This window comes from Paenalcaligenes suwonensis (assembly GCF_011290505.1).
Classification (GTDB): domain Bacteria; phylum Pseudomonadota; class Gammaproteobacteria; order Burkholderiales; family Burkholderiaceae_B; genus Paenalcaligenes; species Paenalcaligenes suwonensis.
Map to the genome: position 1 here is coordinate 144,456 of NZ_JAANPV010000006.1, position 21,862 is coordinate 166,317.

At 46.6% G+C, this 21,862-nt stretch carries 20 protein-coding genes; 10 read left to right on the top strand and 10 right to left on the bottom strand.

Annotated features, from left to right (window positions below):
• Nucleotides 1-51: 51 nt before the first annotated feature.
• Nucleotides 52-1,437, bottom strand: a complete 1,386-nt coding sequence (locus GY634_RS10740; protein ID WP_166408534.1) for a NarK family nitrate/nitrite MFS transporter — start codon at nucleotides 1,435-1,437, stop codon at nucleotides 52-54.
• A 43-nt stretch (nucleotides 1,438-1,480) separates the two neighbouring features.
• On the bottom strand, nucleotides 1,481-2,731 hold the full coding sequence (locus GY634_RS10745; RefSeq protein ID WP_166408535.1) for an MFS transporter: 1,251 nt from the start codon (nucleotides 2,729-2,731) through the stop codon (nucleotides 1,481-1,483).
• Nucleotides 2,732-3,640: 909 nt separating this feature from the next.
• Between GY634_RS10745 and GY634_RS10750 the strand changes: the two genes are divergently transcribed.
• From GY634_RS10750 to GY634_RS10795, 10 genes are all read left to right on the top strand, one after another.
• Nucleotides 3,641-4,036 (top strand): hypothetical protein, encoded by a 396-nt coding sequence (locus GY634_RS10750; protein ID WP_166408536.1) that lies wholly within the window; start codon nucleotides 3,641-3,643, stop codon nucleotides 4,034-4,036.
• 33 nt (nucleotides 4,037-4,069) lie between these two features.
• Nucleotides 4,070-4,624, top strand: a complete 555-nt coding sequence (locus GY634_RS10755; RefSeq protein WP_166408537.1) for a fimbrial protein — start codon at nucleotides 4,070-4,072, stop codon at nucleotides 4,622-4,624.
• A gap of 61 nt (nucleotides 4,625-4,685) precedes the next feature.
• Nucleotides 4,686-5,222: a fimbrial protein gene (locus GY634_RS10760; RefSeq protein ID WP_166408538.1), complete on the top strand. Its 537-nt coding sequence runs from the start codon at nucleotides 4,686-4,688 to the stop codon at nucleotides 5,220-5,222.
• Between the two features lie 19 nt (nucleotides 5,223-5,241).
• Nucleotides 5,242-5,940 (top strand): fimbrial biogenesis chaperone, encoded by a 699-nt coding sequence (locus tag GY634_RS10765; protein ID WP_166408539.1) that lies wholly within the window; start codon nucleotides 5,242-5,244, stop codon nucleotides 5,938-5,940.
• Between the two features lie 12 nt (nucleotides 5,941-5,952).
• Nucleotides 5,953-8,478 carry a fimbria/pilus outer membrane usher protein gene (locus GY634_RS10770; RefSeq protein WP_166408540.1) on the top strand — a complete coding sequence of 842 codons (2,526 nt, stop codon included), beginning with the start codon at nucleotides 5,953-5,955 and terminating at the stop codon, nucleotides 8,476-8,478.
• The gene (locus tag GY634_RS10775; RefSeq protein WP_166408541.1) at nucleotides 8,469-9,599 is read left to right on the top strand and encodes a fimbrial protein; all 1,131 of its coding nucleotides are present in this window, start codon (nucleotides 8,469-8,471) and stop codon (nucleotides 9,597-9,599) included. The genes GY634_RS10770 and GY634_RS10775 overlap by 10 nt, the downstream gene beginning before the upstream one ends.
• A 92-nt stretch (nucleotides 9,600-9,691) precedes the next feature.
• Complete coding sequence (locus GY634_RS10780) at nucleotides 9,692-10,324, top strand: acyl carrier protein (protein WP_166408542.1); 633 nt, start codon at nucleotides 9,692-9,694, stop codon at nucleotides 10,322-10,324.
• 17 nt (nucleotides 10,325-10,341) lie between these two features.
• A complete protein-coding gene (locus tag GY634_RS10785) occupies nucleotides 10,342-11,559 on the top strand; it encodes a beta-ketoacyl-[acyl-carrier-protein] synthase family protein (protein WP_166408543.1) in 1,218 nt (405 codons plus the stop codon).
• A 326-nt stretch (nucleotides 11,560-11,885) separates the two neighbouring features.
• Nucleotides 11,886-12,893 carry a zinc-dependent alcohol dehydrogenase family protein gene (locus GY634_RS10790; protein ID WP_166408544.1) on the top strand — a complete coding sequence of 336 codons (1,008 nt, stop codon included), beginning with the start codon at nucleotides 11,886-11,888 and terminating at the stop codon, nucleotides 12,891-12,893.
• A 64-nt stretch (nucleotides 12,894-12,957) separates the two neighbouring features.
• Nucleotides 12,958-13,293 carry an SMR family transporter gene (locus GY634_RS10795; protein ID WP_166408545.1) on the top strand — a complete coding sequence of 112 codons (336 nt, stop codon included), beginning with the start codon at nucleotides 12,958-12,960 and terminating at the stop codon, nucleotides 13,291-13,293.
• A gap of 24 nt (nucleotides 13,294-13,317) precedes the next feature.
• Here GY634_RS10795 and GY634_RS10800 read toward each other — a convergent pair whose 3' ends face one another.
• The 8 genes from GY634_RS10800 to GY634_RS10835 all read right to left on the bottom strand — a co-directional run bounded on the left by GY634_RS10800 (nucleotide 13,318) and on the right by GY634_RS10835 (nucleotide 21,762).
• Entirely contained in the window at nucleotides 13,318-14,217 is a 900-nt protein-coding gene (locus GY634_RS10800; RefSeq protein WP_166408546.1) for a LysR family transcriptional regulator, read from the bottom strand.
• A gap of 70 nt (nucleotides 14,218-14,287) precedes the next feature.
• A complete protein-coding gene (locus tag GY634_RS10805; RefSeq protein WP_166408547.1) occupies nucleotides 14,288-14,704 on the bottom strand; it encodes a PPC domain-containing DNA-binding protein in 417 nt (138 codons plus the stop codon).
• Nucleotides 14,701-15,207: a PPC domain-containing DNA-binding protein gene (locus GY634_RS10810; RefSeq protein ID WP_166408548.1), complete on the bottom strand. Its 507-nt coding sequence runs from the start codon at nucleotides 15,205-15,207 to the stop codon at nucleotides 14,701-14,703. Before GY634_RS10810 ends, GY634_RS10805 begins: the two co-directional genes overlap by 4 nt.
• Nucleotides 15,208-15,320: 113 nt before the next feature.
• Nucleotides 15,321-16,880 (bottom strand): acyl-CoA synthetase, encoded by a 1,560-nt coding sequence (locus tag GY634_RS10815; protein WP_166408549.1) that lies wholly within the window; start codon nucleotides 16,878-16,880, stop codon nucleotides 15,321-15,323.
• Nucleotides 16,881-16,891: 11 nt separating this feature from the next.
• Nucleotides 16,892-18,061, bottom strand: a complete 1,170-nt coding sequence (locus tag GY634_RS10820) for an acetyl-CoA acetyltransferase (RefSeq protein ID WP_166408550.1) — start codon at nucleotides 18,059-18,061, stop codon at nucleotides 16,892-16,894.
• An 18-nt stretch (nucleotides 18,062-18,079) separates the two neighbouring features.
• Complete coding sequence (locus GY634_RS10825; protein WP_341352824.1) at nucleotides 18,080-18,838, bottom strand: SDR family NAD(P)-dependent oxidoreductase; 759 nt, start codon at nucleotides 18,836-18,838, stop codon at nucleotides 18,080-18,082.
• A 12-nt stretch (nucleotides 18,839-18,850) separates the two neighbouring features.
• Nucleotides 18,851-20,731, bottom strand: coding sequence for a TRAP transporter large permease (locus tag GY634_RS10830; RefSeq protein WP_166408552.1), 1,881 nt, complete (start codon nucleotides 20,729-20,731; stop codon nucleotides 18,851-18,853).
• Nucleotides 20,728-21,762: a TRAP transporter substrate-binding protein gene (locus GY634_RS10835; protein WP_166408553.1), complete on the bottom strand. Its 1,035-nt coding sequence runs from the start codon at nucleotides 21,760-21,762 to the stop codon at nucleotides 20,728-20,730. Before GY634_RS10835 ends, GY634_RS10830 begins: the two co-directional genes overlap by 4 nt.
• Nucleotides 21,763-21,862: the final 100 nt, after the last annotated feature.

Sequence of the window (21,862 nt, forward strand, 5' to 3'; positions counted from 1 at the left end):
TCAAAAGGCGTAGTCCCTGATAAAAAGAACTACTCCTTTTGAACTAGCGACCTAACATGGCATAGGTGCATTGCGTCTGGCGTAGAACCACCACGTCAGCAGCACACAACTCAAATAAAAGCCTACAAAGCACCACAGCGCAGCACTTACTCCACCGGTCATACTGATGGACGTGCCGAAACTACGTGGAATGAAAAAACCACCGTATGCCCCAATGGCACCGGTAAAACCCAACACCGCCGCGGACTCTTTACCCGCATCAATCAAGGCACGGCTACGCGCTTCTTCGCCTTTACCTTCGGCATCACGCAAGCGCTCTGTCATGAAAATGATAGGAATCATGCGAAAGGTGGAACCGTTACCTACACCAGATAAGGCAAACAGCACGATAAACACGCTGAGAAACACATAGAAATTGCCAGTCTGTCCTTCAGCAGGAATCACAAACAGCAATGCCACCACCGACAGCGTCATCAAAACAAAGGTGTACAGCGTGACCTTGGCCCCACCCACTTTGTCGGAAACCCAACCACCGGCTGAACGCGTGAGCGACCCCACCAGTGGGCCTAGGAAGGCATACGCCACTGGATCGTTTTCGGGGAACAGCAGTTTGGCCAACATGGCAAAACCTGCCGAAAAACCAATAAATGAACCAAAGGTTCCTACGTACAACCAGCACATTAACCAGTTGTGTTTACGCTTAAACACTACCGCCTGCTCTTTAAATGAGGCCTTAGCATCGGCAATATCGTTCATGCCAAACCAAGCTGCCAACGACGATAGCGCAATAAAAGGTACCCAAATAAAACCCGCGTTTTGTAGCCATACAGGCTGAGCTACGGTGGCATCCACCACCATTTGTGGTGGCCCAGCCAACGCACCGAACATGCCCACGCTAATCACTATAGGCACGATGAATTGCGCTAACGACACACCCAAGTTACCTATACCGGCGTTTAAACCCGTTGCCATCCCTTTATGCGACTTAGGGAAAAAGAAACTGATGTTCGCCATGCTGGAGCTGAAGTTACCGCCACCAAAACCACAGAGCAGCGCCAGTATCATCAAGGTGTTGTAAGAGGTGTCGGGGTTTTGTAAGGCAAAGCCCATCCCCAAAGCAGGAATCAGCAGCAACGCAGTTGAAATGGCGGTCCATCGTCTACCACCAAAGATGGGCACCATAAACGAATAGAAAATACGCAAAGTAGCGCCAGATAACGCTGGCAACGACGTTAACCAAAACAGCTCATTGGCAGAAAAATCAAAGCCTGCCCTATTAAGGTTCACCGCCACAATGCTCCATAACATCCAAATACTGAAGGAGAACATTAAAGCGGGAATAGAAATCCACAGGTTGCGACGCGCAATACGATGACCTGTGGTTTTCCAGAACTGCTCATCTTCTGGCGTCCAACGTTTTAAAACATAACTGCCCATGACTCGTTCCTTATGTGATGATTCAGTCTATGGCCTACTTAGCTCACGCTTTCTCGCCAGACATATTGGGTTTAGGTTCCCTAAAGCTGAAATGCATCCAGATTAGAGACACGCAAACCGTGCCATACAGCAGCATGAAACTGCTGGAACGTACGCCGGTAAGGTCCAATAAAATGCCGAAAAGTATAGGTAAGATAAAACCGCCCAAACCGCCTGCTAGCCCTACTAAGCCCGACACTGCACCGATGTTTTGGTCAAATTCATCAGAAATGAACTTAAATACCGAGGCTTTGCCAATAGCCATGGCAATACCTACTACAAACATTAAAACGGTGAACGCTACAGGGCCCAGAGCGATGTGGAAGGTTTGTGGACCATTGACAGTACGTATAGTGAAGTCGGTATCGGGATAACTTAATAAGAAAAACGCTACCCAGCACACCCACATTACCCACCAAGTAGTGCGATATGCTCCAAACTTGTCAGAAACCCACCCGCCTACCGCGCGCAATACGCCCCCAGGTAAGGAAAAACAGGCCGCCAAAAACGCAGCCGTTTTCAGGCTAAAGCCGTATTCACCGATGTAGTACTGTGTCATCCACAGTGATAAGGCCACGTAACCACCAAACACTACCGAGTAATACTGACAGTAGCGCCACACGCGTGGGTCTTTCAGCATGGCCAATTGCGCTGAGAAACTGGTAGTTTGACTGGACTGTTTATGACTAGGGTCTGTGGTAGTCAACAGCCAGAATATGCCTGCTGTTATTAATAAAGCAATGGAGTACACCTGTGGAATGATGGTCCAAGTACCACCCGCAGCCACCATCAACATAGGTGCTACAAATTTGGTAAGCGCGGCACCCGAGTTACCTGCGCCAAACACCCCCATGGCAAAACCTTGACGGTTCTTAGGAAACCAACGAGCCACATAGGGGGTGCCTACCGAAAACACACCACCCACCAAGCCTACAAATAACGCTAGTAGTAAAAACTGCCAGTATTGCGTGGCATAGGACAGCAGCCAGATAGGCACTACAGCCACAAGCATAGTCAGGAAGAAAACAATACGACCACCGTATCTGTCTGTCCAAATACCTAGTGGCACCCTAACTAATGAGCCTGTAAGCACAGGCATAGCCGCTAATAAACCAAACTGCGTTTCAGACAATCCTAATTGTTCGCGTATAGGAATGCCTAACACGGCAAACATCATCCATACCGCAAAACAGATGGTGAATGAAAAGGTACTACCTACTAAAACCGAAACCGCTTTACTAGAGTGTGTGCTCATACGATTGCCCTCCAAGAGCAACAATTCACATCATCTCAAGCGTAGCTAACGGTCTTGTAATGCACCATTCCTCTGGCGAGCAGGCAGAACAGCGCAGAAGAACTAGTTATTTAGAACTAGAGCCTCTACCTCTGCCTTCAAAGAAAACTACAACAACACGAGGAGTCGCCTACGGTGCACATCAACACCTAGCCTTACTCATGAAATCTACGTACTTCTTTGCTGCATTTTTTTATGGTGAGCCTTGTTATGTCTGCGATTATGGCCGGTTCTAGTGTTTCTTTTAAAAAATTTACAAACCGTTGCCATCACTTAGAAGGCGAACAACAGTGACTTTCAGCCCTTAAAACCACTTTTCACCGACGTTAAGGACTATTTACACACCACTAAAGAAACTTCTTGGTTTCACAGCAAAGCGTAGGACTACACAACCACTCGTGGCCATAGCCCAGCCCTCCATTTTCCCGTTGCGCATAGCCTATATTTTTCTTGCATATAGAAAATTATTAATTTTTTCTTTAATTTCAATGGCTTGAAGAAAAATTACAGATATAAAACATACTTACCAAGAGCAGTGGTTGAACCTGATCAGTCAAATCCATGTTGCCAAAACACATCATTCTGTAATTCAACACATCCTAAACAATTATTAACACTTGCTCTGTTACACATTCCCTCCTGTAGCGGTGGTTGAAAGTAATACAAAAGTTCCCCTGAAATTACCTTCCGATACAACCTTAAACCTTTAGAACATAAAAATCATCGCCCCCTCGTACACAATACTCACAAATCGAACGAAAGAAGAAAAGTGATCAACGCGTTATCTGTAAAAGTCTTAATACAGCCCAGTAAAAAATCACTAAAAAGAAAAACCACCTAAACAGATCAGAGCAACAGACAAGGATGACCATGAACACTTACTACTGGCAGCAACAAGAAAAACATAAATCTATATGTAAGCACATGAGCTCTAAAAGTATGATTTCCTATCAAGATTGGATTATGGATTCCCATCACTTTCAAAGGGAGACATCCGAAACAATACAAGAAGGTTATTGCTTATGGGCAAAACCTGTTTTAGCTCTGATTAAAAGAAGCAAAACTTTTGAAAAAATTGCTTCAAAACCAGCTCAATGGATGATTGAAGATCTTAAATTTAAAAAAGGTATGAAAAACAAACCTCATATAAGAGGATTTCTGTTTAGACATACAATTTTTAACCCTATTTCCTGGTGTCTAGGAAATTTAAAATTGCTTGTAATTAGTCAAAAAAACAAGCAAGTCGTAGCAGCAAACAAACGTTGAAAAACGTTTTCTCTTATCTTATTAAGGAAACTCATGATGAAAAAACATGCACTAACTATCGCTTTGGCTTCTGCTCTGATTCTGCCTTCCGCATTCGCTACTGCCGCAACTGGCAACATCAAATTTGAAGGCGTGATTCACGAAGAAACATGCTCTTTGGCAGCATCTTCCACTGACATCACTGTGCCAATGGGCTCATGGTCAACCAACTACTTCAGTGCAGTTGGCGATAAAACTCTGCCTACAGAGTTCCGTATCGAACTGATTGGTTGTGACACTGATACCGGCGCAATCACTGCAGCTAACTTCAAGTTTGCTGGCTCTAACGATACAGGCCCTGACTTCCTGCGCCTGAACAACAAAGGTGCAGCTGGTGCAGCTGGCGGTGTTGCTGTTGGCCTGAGCACAACTTCTGACCTGAGCAACGCTGCTGGTCGTGTGAAATTCGACAACACTACAACTGTTGCTCTGGACATCCAAGATGGTGACAACAGCTTGATTCTGCACGCTTTCTATGAGCAGTTGGATGCTACTGTTACTCCAGGTGAAGCTAACGCTAACGCCACTTTCGTAGTTTCTTACAGCTAATTTTTAGTACAGCGCTACTGCACTAGGCTGAATGGCAGTGCAGTAGCCTGCGGATGCCAATATGACAAACAAATTATCAACATATGCTGCTGTACTTACTGCCTTCATGTTGAGCACATCAGCATATGCTGATACTACAGTAATCAATATTTATGGAAGTGTACGCGCCCCTACCTGCAGTGCAGTGACTGCTAATAATGGCCATCCTGTAGATTTTGGTGAAGTGGATGCAAGATTATTAAGAATGTACGGTTATAGCACACCTCTTCAATTCGATATCATTTTGGAAAACTGCAATACAGAAACTTACAGTAATGCCGTTTTTAAATTCTCAGCAAATACAGTTCCAAATTCTAATGATTATCACATTCAACTAACACAAAGTGTAGATCATGCTAAAGGTGTTGGTATAGCCTTAAAAGATAACCAAGGTAGAGACATAGCATTTAACAATCAGACATCATTTTTATACCCACTAACTGATGGTGATAACAATTTAACATTTGATGCTTTCCTCGTTTCCACAGGAAACAATTGGGATACTTTAGTACCAGGTTTAATCGCAGCACAAGCTACGTTCACAGTCAGCTACTCGTAAGAGTTAGATAGGAAATAAAATGTTGAGAAAAAAAAATATCATTAATCTTTTCGCTTTAGCTGCTACATCTTTTTTTAGCATTCAAGCAATGGCTGCTATTCAACTTGGTGGTACACGAGTAATCATTGATGGTTCGAAAAATACTGGATCCATAGTAGCCAAAAATATTTCCAATGATCCTTTCGTTATACAAAACTGGGCTGAAGGTCCAAATGGTGAAATGGAAACGCCTATTTTTGTTACTCCCCCATTAAATAGATTGGAAGGTAATACAGAGTTCTCTTTAAGTATTAGAAAATTAGATGGCGAACTTCCAGAAGACAGAGAGTCCTTGTTTTGGCTAAATGTGATGGAAATTCCTAAGGCAGAAAAAAAAGACGAAAACACATTAACCTTGGCCATCAGAACAAGAATAAAAATCTTCTATAGACCTAAAGGTTTGGGTTCACCAAAAGATGTAGATCAATCGTTGAACTGGGCTCTGATTCGTAACGGAAACTCATGCCAAATCCATGTAGGTAACAGCTCAGCTTTTAATGTTAATTTTGCTTCCATTTCAATAGATAAAAAAGAGACTGATTTCGGAAAGGGGTATATCTCAGCGCCATTTAGTGAACAAACAGTTGATCTATCCTCCTGCCCAAATAACGGCCAGCTAGAAGCCAACATTGTGAATGATTTCGGTGCATTAATTACGCTGCCTGCAGTACAACTCTAATAAGAAAACGCCATGAAAAAAACTATCGCGATTCATCTTACTTGCGCTGGCTTATTGTTTACTAGCTCTTTCGCTGTACAAGCCGATGACGGGGAGTTTTTTGACAGCGGTTTTTTGTTCCGGCCAGCTAACCAAGAAATCCCTACTGACCTATCTATTTTTAGTCACTCCAATAGAGTCTTACCTGGGCCGCAACAAGTCAAAATAATTGTCAATCGTCGCAACTTTGGTGAGCACACCGTTAACTTTATCCCCAATGAGCAGGAGGGTAAAGATGCTGTACCTTGCTTAACTATGCCGCTATTAAATGAAGTAGGTGTTAAAACTATTACTTTTCCTGAATATGAAACTCAGGATAATGAAGCATGTGTAGATTTAAGTGTGTTGCCTTCTGCTACTTACAGTTTTGATGCAAACAAAGCAACACTTACGTTATCTGTTCCCCAAATTGCGTTAGATAATAACGTACGTGGTGTAGTGCCTATCTCTATGTGGGACCAAGGCGAAACCAGTGCATGGGCCACTTATCAACTGTCCCACTACAACGGTAGTTTCCGAGACAGTAATGCGAATAGATACAGCAGTAACTCTACTTTTTTTGGTCTACAAGCAGGTTTTAACGTAGGTGCTTGGCGCTTCCGTTCTAATGGTAGCCTATACCGCTCTAACGGTGAGCAGCATTGGAACTTCAACGAAAACTACATAGAACGAGACATTCCTACTTGGCGTAGCCGTATACGCATGGGTGATAACACTACCAACTCTAGTACCTTTACTGCATCACGTATACGCGGTATTAAGCTCGAATCCGATGACACCATGCTGTCAAGTAGTGAGCAAGGCTATGCTCCAACGGTTGAGGGCTTTGCTAATGCAAGCGCTAAAGTCACTATTCGTCAAAATGGTAATGTTATCTATTCTACTTTTGTAGCCCCCGGCCCCTTCATGATTAATGACATGTATGCTATTCCTGGCGGGGGGGACTTAGAAGTAGAAATTGAAGAAACCAACGGGCAAGTCATTCGTTATATCCAACCATACTCAGTATTACCATCCATGCTTCGTGAAGGCAGGTGGCAATATAGTGCCTCCTTTGGTAAATATCGAGCGTACAGCAGCAATTTTGAAGAGCCAATGGTTGGTCAGCTTACTTTTGCACATGGTTTGCCAGCCGGCGTCACTGTCTATGGTGGAGCCATGGGCTCTAAAAACTACTTTGCAGGTTCATTAGGCCTAGCATTAAACATGAGCGACTTTGGCGGTCTTTCGGCTGACATTGTCCGTTCACATGCTAAAGATCAAAGTGGAAACCGCTTAAGCGGCCATGCTATCCGCGTGCAATATGCTAAAAATCTACAGTTAACTGGCACAAATTTTCGCCTATTTGGGTATCGCTATAGCTCTGATGGCTATAGAGACTTAGCACAAGTGCTGTCTACCAGCAGGGTGGTGAATTTGAATAACCCAAATAATCAGAATGAGTTCTATAACAGCACTCTCTGGAATAAGTCACATGAATACCAAGCATCCATTTCTCAAAACTTAGGGGATTACGGGTCGCTTTCTCTGTCTTATGCCAAAATACAATTCCGTAATAATGTGCGTGCGTCGAACTCATTTAATATAGGCTATAGCAACAACATTGGCCGTGTAAACTATTTCATTTCGTTCAATAGTATTGACTCCCAATGGCAGCGCCGTACAAACAGTATTATGTTAAACGTGAGCATTCCGCTGGGTGGTGGCGCGAACTATGCTGGCTATAGTTTCTCTCGTCAGACCGGTGGTAACTATTCACATGACTTGACACTGTCAGGCTCTGCATTAGATAACAACGCCTTAACATATAGTGTGCGCGCAGGTAGATCTAAGGACGACACCTCCACTGGCAACAATTACTACGCCAGCACCAGCTATAAAAACTCTATAGGTCAGTTGTCAGCAAGTATTGCTCGAAATCACAAAAACTCACAAAGTCAGATTTCTGCTAGCGGTTCTATCGTTGTAGATAAAGGTGGAATATTACTGGGTCAATACATGACAGGCACAGCAATCATTGTAGAGGCTCCTGGTGCCGCTGATGTACAGCTATCCAGCCATCCAACAATTCATACCAATAGCTCCGGCAGAGCTCTGATTCCTTACGCAACACCGTATAGAGAAAACCAAGTATCTTTGTCTGCCGACTATTACAACGACAACGTGACTCTGCAAGAAAACCACCGTACAGCTGTACCAACAAAAGGGGCTATTGTGCTGGTGTCTTTTGAGACTGAGCAAGGTCGTTCGGAGTTATTTACTCTAAAACATAACGATAAAATCGTTCCCTTTGGTAGCGCTATTTACGATGCTGAAGGAGACCAAAAAGCTATTGTTGGTCCTATTGGTAGGCTGTGGATGTCTGGTCTGACTGAAATTCAAACATTTACCGCAAGATGGGGAACTAACGGCGACAGTGGAGAGTGCTCATTTACTATTAACCCAGAAATGCTGGCTGACTCTACTGCAACAACAGACAAGGAAATTGTATGCGAATAACCCCTGCCTCTTTTGGAGTATTGGCCTTAGGCAGCAGTCTATTATTTTCTGCAACAGCTTTCGCAGCGCCTTCTGGATGTATTGATAACATCGGCACTTCGGAATACATGGCTTATCAACCTGCTCTATTGAACGTTACTTTTCAAACAGGCGCGGTAAGTCAGGTTGTTGTTCCCGCTGATGCAACAGTTGGAACAGTACTGCATACGGTTGAAAATTTTAGTTTTCCTGATCTTAATAGCATGGATTATTACAGCGCTGCTAGGTATGTTGCTTATGCCAACTGTTTACCAGGGAGAATTGAAAATTTTAGAGTTATGGGACAAGAATCGCCTCTTGCCGGCGTCTACCGCTTACAAGGTACAGATAATATTGGCTATCGTGTGAACTACCCTGGTCTGCCCTCTTCTAGACTTGCACCTATCTCTTTCATAGCAGGCCTTGGCAATGAAGGTACAACGGCGTACCCAGGTCAGGGCGGTGTAAATGAGTTTTTTCTTTATCCACCAGTAGGCACTATGCGTGTTGAGTACGTTTTAATTAGTACCACCTGGCCAGCATCAAGACAAGTGACTATCAGTGGGCAATTAGCCAGAGTTGATGTTGATGGTGTGGGCGCAGGCTCTCTACTGCGCTACAACCCGAATCAAGTACGCTTTATACCTGAGCCATGCTCCTTTACTTCAAACAAAGTAATCAATCTGACACTGCCGCCCGTAGATTCTTATCAATTTACAGGCTCTGGCACAAAGCTCGAAACCACTGATGTGCCTTTGTTACAAATGCGCTGCAGCAATGTATCTGGCACACCAGAAATAAGAATAACAGGAACCGCTGACCCAAGTAACATAACCGGTGTACTGAAAAACATTGCGCCTTCTGATGCAGCAACAGGTGTGGGTATTCTATTGGAGCATAAACCTGACGCAGGCCAGCCTTTTCCTGCTGATATAACAGGAGGCCCTGAGAACTCAGCCTTAGCATTAGTAGACGCAGGCTCATGTGGCAGTAACTGTAGGAACTGGAATCTACCTTTACGAGCCAGTTATTACAGCACCAGTGATACAGTAAACTCTGGTTTAGTACATGCGCAAGCCACCGTACTGGTTCAGTACCCTTAACTCCCTATACTCTTTGTAACCATTCAGATCGCCGCACCTGCGGCGATCTTGCTATGCTTGTTACAAAATTATCGATTCAACAAGGAATAGGCATGATTACACTTCCTGAGCGCCCTGAACTGCGGGCAGCTTTAGCGAAAATTATTGCTGAAGTTTGCCGTTGTGACGAAGAAGCCTTACTCAAAGACACTCCTTTTAGTGACATCATTGAGCATTATGATTCACTAGCCATGTTGGAAATTTTGCTCGGTATCGAGGCTCGCTTTGATATCTCTACCGACGATATGCTGCCACCTGAGTACCGTACACAAGAAGAAGTTGCTGAGCTTTTCCCCAAAACGTTGGATGAGTTGGCTGACCATACTTATAGTGTTGCAGCGCGCTTAAACAAAGAAGAACAAGAAAAAGCTGCGGCAATTGAAACGGCGGCATCCACTACAGAAAGTGCTGAACTTACGCCGCAAGCCCCTGCTACTGAACAGCCCGAAAAAGCTAAAGTTTCACCTGATCCAACAGCGTTGAAAACCGCTAAAAAAGCAGCAAAAAAGGCCCCTAGCAAAACGGCCAAGAAAGCAGCCAAAGCAGCAACGACGGATTCCGTACAAACAGATAGTGACACGCCTGCCAAGCCCAAGCGAGCAACTAAAGCAGCTAAAAAGTCTACTGCAGGCCCCCCCCCTGCACGTAAAGCAGCTAAAAAAAGTACGCCTTCCTCTAACTCCTAACTGCTGAGTATTGCTACATGAAACGTCGTGTTGTTATCACTTCTATGGGGTTAACCTCGCCCATAGGTCACTCACCCGAAGCTTTTTTTACGGCGCTACTTGAAGGTTATTGCGGTGTTCGCCCCCATACTGGCATGCAACTGAGTCATTCAGTAGGTTGGGTGGATGCCGATCTAGATGAAGATCTGCCTGGTAATCAAAGCATCATGCTAGATAGGGTTAGTAAACTGGCTCTGTTTGCAGCGAAACAAGCCTTAGCACAGCAGCCACTTTCCGCTGAAACTTTGCAACAAACGGGCGTGTATCTTGGTACTGGAATAGGTGGTATTAAAGCTATTTGTGATGCTTTTGCGGGCTACCACAAGATAGGACCAAAAATTGTGCAGCTATTGATTCCTGCTGCCATGCCTAATGCCCCAACAGCACATATTGCACAACTGATGTCGTGCACGCAAGAAGCTCAAACCTACGCCACAGCCTGCACAGCTGGCTCCGTTGCTATTGGTGAGGCCTACCGTCGTATCCGAGATGGCTATGTAGACAGCGCCTTAGCTGGTGGTACAGAGGCTATGATTCAGCCCGAACTACTGAGAGCGTGGGAGCAGTTGCACGTATTATGTTTGGATAAAGACTCCAACCCTGAAGGCGGCTGCCGCCCTTTTAGCATCAAACGTAGTGGCTTTGCTTTAGGTGAAGGCGCCGCCATGATTGTGCTGGAAACACTAGAGCACGCCTTGGCGCGTGGCGCTACGCCCTTGGCAGAGATAATAGGTTATGGCGTCAGTAACGATGGTACCCATCCTCTGCGACCCAACCCCCATGGGCAAGCATTAGCGATTTCACGTGCACTAAAAGATGCAGACCTCAAGCCTGAGCAAGTTGAATACATCAATGCACACGCAACTGGTACCATGACGGGCGACCGTATTGAAACTGAAGCAATCAAAACAGTGTTTGGAGACCATGCTCACCGCTTGGCTGTCAGCAGTATCAAGGGCCATATGGGTCATTTAATTGGTGCATGTGGTGCTCTAGAAGCCATCAGTACAGTCAAATCGCTGCAAACCAAAACTCTGCCCCCTACATTGCACTTCGCCCCTGGCGATGAACTCTGCGATCTAGACTATGTGCCTAATCAAGCACGACAACTGGATAAGTTGGATATCGCCATTAGTAACTCCTTTGGCATGGGCGGCAATAACTCCGTATTGGTTTTCAAAGCCTATAACGAGTAAGACGCTACGACTGAGCACAAATAGGCTGCGCTACTTTTATAGTGCAGCCTGTTTTTTAGCCGCTTACTTTTCACCCCACGTTATCCACACACCAGACAGTTATTCACTACTGCTGTGAATAAGCTTGGGGACAGTGTGCTAACAAATAGCGCATCCCTAATCTACATGCAGCTTTGCCACAGCTTGGATAGAGAATGCCCACCTTTGCAACAATGGCATGCCTTGCTTGTACGTCTAGGCAATGCCATTATAAGTGTCTACGGTTTACGCCTGTTTCTTACAACAGAACCGCGGATGCCACGCATTCGCGATGCAAAGGAAGCACCATGAACGCCATACAGTTATCCTACCCCGGTGGTTTTGACAGTCTAACCTCTGTTGACCTCCCCCAACCTTCCGCACCACAAGCCCATGAAATTCAAGTGCAACTGCATGCCAGTTCATTGAATTACCATGACCTACTCGTCGCAAAATACACAACCGAAGCGCAAAATGGACGCATTCCTCTGTCTGACGGTGCAGGTATAGTGACAGCTGTGGGCGCAGGCGTATCCGAGTTCAAGGTAGGCGACCAAGTAGTATCCTGCTTCTTCCCTACGTGGCAAACTGGCCCTGGCCTATTGGCTGACTTCAGCACCGTACCTGGTGATGGTATAGACGGCTACGCCCGCCAATACGTCAACGCATCGGTGAACGCTTTTACACTCGCCCCTACCGGCTACAACCATACTGAATCTGCCACCCTTACCACCGCCGGTTTAACCGCATGGGTAGCGTTGGTAGAGGATGGAAAAATCAAAGCAGGCGATTCCGTTTTGCTACTGGGCACCGGTGGTGTATCCATTATTGCGCTGCAATTAGCAAAGTCTATGGGTGCACAAGTCATTATTACGACCTCTTCCCATGACAAAGCTATACGACTAAAAGAGCTGGGTGCTGATCACGTTATTCACTACCCTTCCACCCCTGAATGGGGGAACCGCGTGCTAGAACTTACGCAGGGTCGTGGTGCAGACATCGTTGTAGAAGTTGGTGGCCCTGGCACCTTGGCGCAGTCTATACGTGCAGCCCGAATTGGTGGGCATATCGCCCTTATTGGTGTATTGACTGGTTTTTCTGGCGACATTCCTACCCGTGAGTTGATGGCTAAACGCGTATCCCTACAAGGGGTGCTTGTAGGTAGTCGATCACAACAACAAGATATGGTGCGTGCATTAAATCAGCAATCTTGGCGCCCTATTCTAGATAAGACCTTTGCGCTGACAGAACTCAGCAAAGCCTTTGCGTACCAAGAATCAGGGCAACATTTCGGCAAAATTGCCATCTCGATTTAACTCCATGTGTGTGGTCAGGCTATAGTGCTTGATCACACTCTTTCCCTTACCGAACACGCTACACATGTCATCCCCTTACCTGCCCTTAGCCATCGCCATCGTTGCTGAAGTCATTGCTACTACTGCATTGAAGTCGTCGGAGAGCTTCACCCGCGTACTGCCCAGCATCATCACAGTGGTAGGTTACGCCATTGCCTTTTATTGCTTGTCATTAACGTTACGCAGCATCCCCACCGGTATTGCGTATGCTATTTGGTCTGGCGTAGGTATTGTGCTGATTTCTTTAGCAGGTTGGTTTATTCACAAACAAAGCCTAGATTTGCCAGCGCTAATAGGCTTGGCGCTCATTATTGCTGGCGTAATTATTGTGAATGTATTTTCTAAAAGTGCAGTGCATTAATACACAGCGATACGATCAGACAAGCTACGCTGCCAGCTGACCATAAGCCGCTTCAATAACGGCTACCAACTCTTGTACTGTTTTATGTTTGGCCTTGTTTTTGGCCACATACATGGAATACAAATGGCGTAACACTGGCTCTGCCTTACCTTGAAACGGGCTCACTAATAAGCCCGTTTCTATTTCGTGCTGCACGATACGCTCGCACTCTACATAAAACCCCATGCCCTCTTTAGCGCTTTGTATGGCTTGTATTCCACTGTTGAAATGAATGGCATTACGGAAATTAAAGTCGTCTACGCCATTGGCTCTAAACCAGTCAGCCCAGTCTACCTCTTGGTTATCGTTAAAAATTAACGGGTACTTCAGTACATCGCGTGGAGAGCGGATCTTATTGGCTAACAGCGGTGCGCAATACGGCATCAAGCGGTTAATACCTAAACGTTCTACCCCTTTTTTCTCCATAAACGACTCGCCATATAGCACGGCAATATCGAACTCTCTAAAGCGCTCTGTATTAGGAATGTACTCACTGATGACCGCGAAGCTTACGGACTCTTCCGTCGCTTTCATGTAGTTTTGCAATACTGGGTTGATAATCTTGCTGCAAAACGTAGGTGAACTATAAATACGCACCAAACGTTCGTCGGCAGCCGTCACACCCCGTATGCTATCCCGTATTTCACGTAACCCTTTCTCTACACCGTTTAACAATAGACGGCCGTCAGCCGTCAGGGCTAAAGCTCTACCCTGACGGCTAAATAGCTCTACATTTAGATCCTCCTCAAGCTTGCGTATCGCTTGACTGACCGCACTAGGAGACAGGAACAGTTCCTCCGCTGCCAGCTTGAATGATTCCATTCGCGCTGCAACCTCAAAAATCTCTAACCCGCTTAAGTAGCTTGAAATACGCATTGTCGCCATGCTGACACCACCTCCAATGCCAAAATGGCTAATGCTAGTGGTACAGCCTGTTGCTACACAGATGCCAATATCACCTATATAACCCCTTCCTCTCGTGTGTTAGCCACTCTTGCAGCACTAATTCCACCGTAATACATACTGGTGCCTCAGCCCGTACAAAACGCCCTGAATACACAACTCCCTGGTTATCTGCCACCATGCCAAACAAATTAGCTGTAGGCTGCTGACCATTGTGTTTAACCTCGCCACGTAGTGTTAGCAGCTCTACGGCGTAGCCAGTAATATCAATGGATGAGTCAGGCTCATCAGCCGATTCGTTCACCAACAACTGCGCCCTAAACAAACTGCCCAATCCCCCTTTTACAAACACGTGATCCATACCGTAATGGGCACAGATATCTTCTATGCCCAACACCAGATCATCATTACACTGCAAACGTGCTTTCACGATGCGACCAGGCTGACCTTGTAATAGTTGTGCTGTCATAGCCTAGCCTCTGCCGATACGATAGAGGGATGAAACACATGCATTTGTGAGGTGCTATCTTTCTTGGCAACAAAGCCTATGTCGGCAGTTACTAAAACTTGTACCGAAAGCCCTTGTTTACCCACAATGCAACGCGATAAGTCCAGGTGCCCACCAAAGCTAATTTGGGTAGATTGCTCTACTAAGCAACCATGACAATGCACTAATGGCGCACCGTACTGGTCCTCACCCAACACGGCATCACCCGCCAACAGCAAGCACGGCCCAAACTCGTGGCCCGCTCCGTATTTCACAATAAACTTACCCGCACTATCGGGCGGAGCGGTATGGCACACTCCGCTTTCTAAATAACCTGGCTGGAACGACAGCAGCGCGAACCGTATGTGCTCTGCATCCCGCAATTGTGTTTGTATGGCCTGACTAATAGTCTGCCCTGCAGGTATATGAAGAAGAAACTCTTTTTCCCCATACGCAGCGGCTGCCAACGCGCGGCTTTGTAACATGGCAACTCCTCCTCCGGTGATGAGGTGATCACCCCGGCATAAACAAGTACGTGTCATACTTTATAAAGCGGGGCTACCTTGTGAGTGGCCCAGCATTACCTGCCTACCTCGTCTTAGTAGGACAGCATTTTCCGTATTTCTTTTTTTACGATCTTGCCATACCCAGATTTGGGCATGTGTTCCCAGAAAAAGTAGTGAGTAGGCTGTTTGTATCGTGCTACCCGCCCCTGAATAAAGCTTTGCATCTCTTCGGTATTCAAAATAGTGCCTGCCTTAGGCACAATCACCGCTACACCTACCTCCCCCCACTTTTCGTCAGGGATGCCCAGCACAGCAATTTCGGACACCTGATCATGTGTTAAGAAAATTTCTTCTATTTCGCGTGGGTACACATTAGAGCCGCCCGAAATGTACATATCGGAATGACGGCCTGTGATGTATAAAAATTGCTGTGCATCCATATGGCCTATATCGCCCGTATGAAACCACCCAAAACGGAAGGCCTCGGCATTGGCTTTGTCATTGTTGTCATAGCCTTTAAACACCGCAGGCCCACGCACACAAATTTCGCCTGTTTCAAACGGCGCTAGCCTGCGCCCTTCTTCATCCAAAATAGCCACTTCCATACCTGTACGGGCATAACCGCATGTGCCAACACGCGCGTCAGGGGAATCATCAGCATCGTGCAATGCGGCAGGCAATACGGTGATATTGCCGGTAACTTCGCCTAAACCGTAATATTGCACCAGCACTTTGCCTAATTTTTGTAGTGCATGCTTCTGATCGCTACGGTACATAGGTGCGCCAGCGTAAATCACATACTTTAAGGAGCTGTGATCGTAGCGATCCACTGAGTCATGTTCGACCAAAATTTTCACAATAGTAGGCACGGTGAACATATTGTCCACACCGTACTTTTCTACTAATGCCCAAACCTCTTCAGGTTCTAAACGGCTACCCGCAGGCACGATACTGGCCGCACCACGCGCCACATTCACTAACGCATGAATACCTGCACCATGCGATAACGGTGCTACCACCAGCGAGCGCGACTGATGCGTTAACCCCGGCATCAAATCAGCCAAATGGTTAGTAATCACAAAGGCCATTTGCCCATGCGTCAAAATGCCTGCCTTGGGCATACCCGTGGTACCCGAGGTATAGAAAAACCACAGAGGATCGTCGTACTGCACATCCACCGCTTGGAACTCACCTTTTGGCCTATGGCTAGCAATTAACTTTTCATAGCCATGTTCGTATTCGTTAGGCTCACCTATAGCAATCACATGCTTAATGCTGGTAGAGGCTTCGTGGCACGCTAGCACATGTGACTCATAGCCTTCATCGTAAATGATGACACTAGCCCCACTGTGCTGCGCTAAATAACTGATTTCATGCTCGGTAATACGTACATTTGTGGGTACCCATACTGCCCCCAACTTAAATGCCACCCAGCAACTTTCAAACAGCTGGATACGGTTTTTAGAATGCACCAGAATTTTGTCGCCATGCCCCACACCTAACTGCTGTAGAGCATGCGCCATCGCATCAACCCTAGCGTTGAGCTCTTGCCAGGTGTAGCGCTGTGTGCCTTGCACATACGCCAATTCATGGGGAAGCCGATGGCTCACATCGGTGAGTAAAGAACCAAGATTTTTTACAGTAGACAGCATCTTGACCTCGTTTAGTTACACCCTAGTAGGCTGACGTAATTTGCCACCGCAGCCCCACCCATATTGAAAACACCCGCCATGTCTGCGTGTGGCAACTGCATATCAGCAGCTTGCCCAGTTAGCTGCATTGCCGCCATCACATGCATAGACACACCCGTTGCACCAATAGGATGCCCTTTAGATTTCAGCCCACCCGATGGGTTAATAGGTAGTGTGCCGTCTTTTCTGCTTACCCCGTCTAAAATCACACGAGCCCCTTGGCCTGGTTCTGCCAACCCCATGACCTCGTATTCGATAAGCTCGGCAATAGTGAAGCAATCGTGGGTTTCCACAAACGACAGATCGCCTATGCGTAACCCAGCGGCTGACAAAGCCTGCTGCCACGCAAGCCTCGCTCCTTCAAAGGCAATAGGATCACGTTTGCTTAACGGTAAATAATCGTTCACATGAGCCACGCTTAAGAAGTCCACCCGATTGGCATGATTAGGCGTGTAATGCCTATTACTAATCACCAGCGCTGCCACACCATCCGACACCATGGAACAATCGGTGCGTTTTAACTTGCCAGCTACGTATGGGTTTTTCTCGGACTCTTGTCGACAAAACTCAAAGCCCAAGTCTTTTTGCAAATGCGCGTAAGGGTTATGCGCACCATTCGCATGGTTCTTAGCCGCAATGGCGGCCAACGCATCTAACTGATCGCCATAGCGTTCAAAATAGGTTTTCGCGATAATGTGCCCAAACACACCGGCGAAACCACCCTCTACATTTGCCTCTTCTTCGGCATACGAACACTTCAATAGCACCTTACCTACCTCGGCAGTAGGCAAGGTATTCATTTTTTCGTAGCCTATTACCAGTGCATGTTTGCTTTTACCCGAACGTACGGCATCTAAACCCGAGTGCACCGCAGCCGAACCCGTAGCACATGCATTTTCCACACGTACAGCAGGACGAAAACGTAGTTCGGGGATGTGGTTAAAAATCAGTGAAGACGGGAAGTCCTGATACAAAAACCCGCCATTGAAGTGCCCTATATGTACGGAATCTATGTCTTCCCAATCTAGCCCTGCATGTTCTACCGCTTGCGCAGCCATTTCAGCAATACTGCGCTCTACGTCCAAATTGTCCAACTTGCCAAACTTGCTATGAGCCCAGCCTGAGATAGAAGCATTAATCATTACACCATCACCTACACATTAAGGTTGCAACACACCTGAAGCCAGAAAACCACCGTCTACTGGCAATACATGACCATTGATATACGACGCCCCCTCAGAGGCTAGAAACAATACCGCTGCCGCAATTTCATTGCTGCTACCGTAACGCCCCATAGGCACACGGTCGGTATAGGCTTTGCGTGCCTCATCGCTATGCAGTACTTGCGTAAGCGGTGTTTCAATAGGCCCTGGCGAAATACCGTTAGCAGTAATGCCATATTCAGACAGCTCAATGGCCATTTGGCGGGTTAGCCCGTATACCGCTGCCTTAGATGTGCCATATGCGGCACGCCCAAAGCTCGCAATTTCGCCACTGATAGAGGCCAAATTAATAATGCGCCCCCAGCCATTTTTCTTCATCAACCTGCCAGCATACTGAGACAGTAAAAAAGGCCCTGTCACATTGACACGCATAACCAAGTCCCAATGCTCTTTGGGGTATTCCAAATACGGGATGGTTTTAGCAATGCCAGCGTTATTCACCAACACATCACAACGCCCGTATTGGCGATCCAAGTATTCAAACAACCCAGCAATTTGCTCCTCTGAGCCCACATCTAGCTTGTGGAAATCCACCGTACCGCCTTGCGCTCGCAAGCGCTCTTGCAGCAGCAGTGAACCTTCCTCGTTGATGTCGGCAATAACAGTGGTGTACCCATCGTGCACAAAGGCTTCGACAATAGAGCTGCCTATGCCGTTACCACCACCCGTAATTACGGCTACTTTTTGATTCGTCATGCTATTCATCCATTACAAAAAAGCTATGGAAATCCAAGGCACCAAAGCAATGAAGATGGTGGTCACCAGCAGCACTGCGAGGTATGTCCAACTTTTTGGCATCACGTGATCAGCATTCACTTTGCTGATAGCGCTTGCCGCATAAAAACCAATGCCCAGTGGGGGGGCAAACAACCCTATGCCCATGGAAAGAATGATGACCATGGCGTAATGCACATCGTGGATACCTAATGACTGGGCAGCAGGAAACACCAAAGGCCCAAACAACACGATGGCGGGTATACCTTCCAACATGCTGCCCAACAAAATAAACACCAAGATACTGACTAGCAAGAAGCCCACTGCGCCACCCGGCATGCTGGTTAGGTGCTCTACCAAATATGAGGAAAAACCAGACTGCGTCAGTGCCCATGCCATCGCAGTGGCAGCACCGATAATGAGCAAAATGGCACCCGATAACGAGCAGGCTTCTACCAACAACTTATAGGTATTGGAAAAATCCAAAGAGCGGGTCAGTTGCTGCATGATTAAGGCATAAGCAATCACATACACGATGCCGATGGCGGCCACTTCCGTTGCTGTAGCAATACCGTTCACCACGCAAAAACGAATCAAAACAGGCAGAAAAATTACCGGCAGGGCATACAGCAAAGTACGCATGACTTGTCTCATAGGAGCTTTACTCACCCCTTTAAGACTGACCTTGCGAGCCTTGTAGGCACACACGGAGGCTATCGCCACCGTGCATACAAATGCGGGTAGCAAACCACCAATAAACAAGGCACTAATGGATACCCCACATACCGCCCCTACCGTAATCAACACCAAACTGGGTGGAATGGTTTCCGTCATGGCGCCTGTAGCCGACAGTAAGGCTGCGAGCTCGTGTTCGTCTGCACCACGTTTTTTCATTTCTGGAAATAACGCTGGTGCTACCGCAGCCATGTCGGCCACTTTAGAGCCTGAAATACCCGACACCAAAAACATGGCACCTAACAACACGTAGTTCAGCCCACCACGCACATGCCCCAGCAGTGATGACATGAAATCAATCAGCACTTTAGCCATCCCGCTTAGCTGCAATAAGGCCCCTAAGAAGATGAACAACGGCACCGACAGTAGCACCATGTGCGACACGCCTTCGTCTATGCGGCTCACGATGATCATGCTAGGTACTTCAGCCACGTGTACTACATAGGCTAAGGTGGAAATTCCAAAGGCAAATGCGATGGGAATTCCGCAAATCACAGCAGCCCCCAGCATCACCACAAAGAACAACACCAGATTCCAATTACCCAAGTCGTATAAGTCGTAGGCAAAGTAGTCAATGACATACCAGATCGCCCCAATTACCACGGCTGACACAAACACACTACGCAGCGTAGAGCGCTCTATTAATTGAGCCAGCGCCACAAAAATGACTAGCCCAAACCCCACTGGTATAGCCGATGCTCTAAAGCCGTCGGGTACGTTTAAGGCAGGTGATGTCACCGCCATTTGTTCCGATGCATGTGTTAGTCCAGGTTCTAAAAGCAAACAGGCAAACACCAACACCACCATCAACCCAAAGGTTTCTAACCACTCACGATGAAAAGGTGACAAGCGGCTAACCACCGCCGTCAACCGCATGTGTTCAGAACGGTTTAGCGCCACAACCGCCCCCAACATGCACAACCAGATAAACAAAGACTGCGCCAGTTCGTCTGACCACACCAGCGGGCTATGCAAAAAATAGCGAAACACCACACTCACAAAAAGTATGAGCGACTCTATAAGCAGCAATGCCACTGCTAGGGCTTCTACGGTGTTCATCACCGCTTTTTTAAACGCTAAGAAACTATGTTTGAATGAGTAAGTGGTGGGCGCTAACATGACCTCTGCCCCCGAACTCATGACAAGCTCCCAACAGCGCTCTCCAGCGTGCTCCACAACTCATTGCCAAAGGTTTTATGCCATTCTTCGTAGAAACCCGCTTGTCTAAGCTTGTCGCGGAACGGTGTGGAATCCACATCGTTAAAGACCATACCTTGCCCTTCAAGGGTGGCTTTAATATTCAGCGATAGTTGCACCAAATCGGCCCGCTCATTCATGGCCGCTTGGTTAGCGTGTTTTTGAATCAATGCCTGTACATCGTCAGGTAGCTGTTTGAACTTGTTTTTATTCGCCAAAAACCAAAAACCATCCCACATATGGTTAGTAACGGATAAGTACTTTTGCACTTCGTACAACTTGGCACTTTCAACCAATGTGATCGGATTTTCCTGACCGTCGGCAATTTTGGTTTGTAAGGCTGAATAGGTTTCAGCAAAGTTAATGGTAGTAGGTGCAGCATCAAAACCCCGGAACATGGATGTCCACAATGGGCTAGGTGGTACGCGCAGTTTTAAGCCTACTAAGTCTGCTGGGGTATAAATAGCTTTATTGCTGGTGGTGATAATTCGGAAACCGTTATCCCAGATTTTTTCAAAAGCCATCAAGGACGAGTTGTCTTCTATAGTTTGTCGAACAGCAGCCCCCAAATCGCCGTCCATTGCCCCCCATACCTGATCGTAGTTTTGGAAAGCAAAACCTACGCCTGAAATTTGGGTATTCGTAATCAATGAACCCAAAATAATGGGGGACAGCATAAAGAAATCTACTGCACCGGACCGTATTTGCGCCAAGGTATCGGTATCGTTACCTAATTGACTGCTGGGATAAATACGAATTTCGATTTCACCATCGGATTCCGCCGCAATGGCTTCCACCATTTCTTTGGCCCGAATATTCATCGGATGGCTAATCGGCAAGTTGTTCGCGTATTTCAGCCTAAATTTAGGGCGTTTTGCTGCCCAAGCCGAATGCGAATAGCCCGCACCTAATGCGGTTGCTGCTGTTAACAAAGAACCCGCTTTAATGAAATTTCTACGAGTAACGTTACTCATGTTGTCTCCTCCGGAAAGGTGGGAAACAGACTTCAATAAATAATGTTTTAAGCTTGTGAAGTCTGCGTTTTTATAATTTATTAACGAGACTATATTGCCC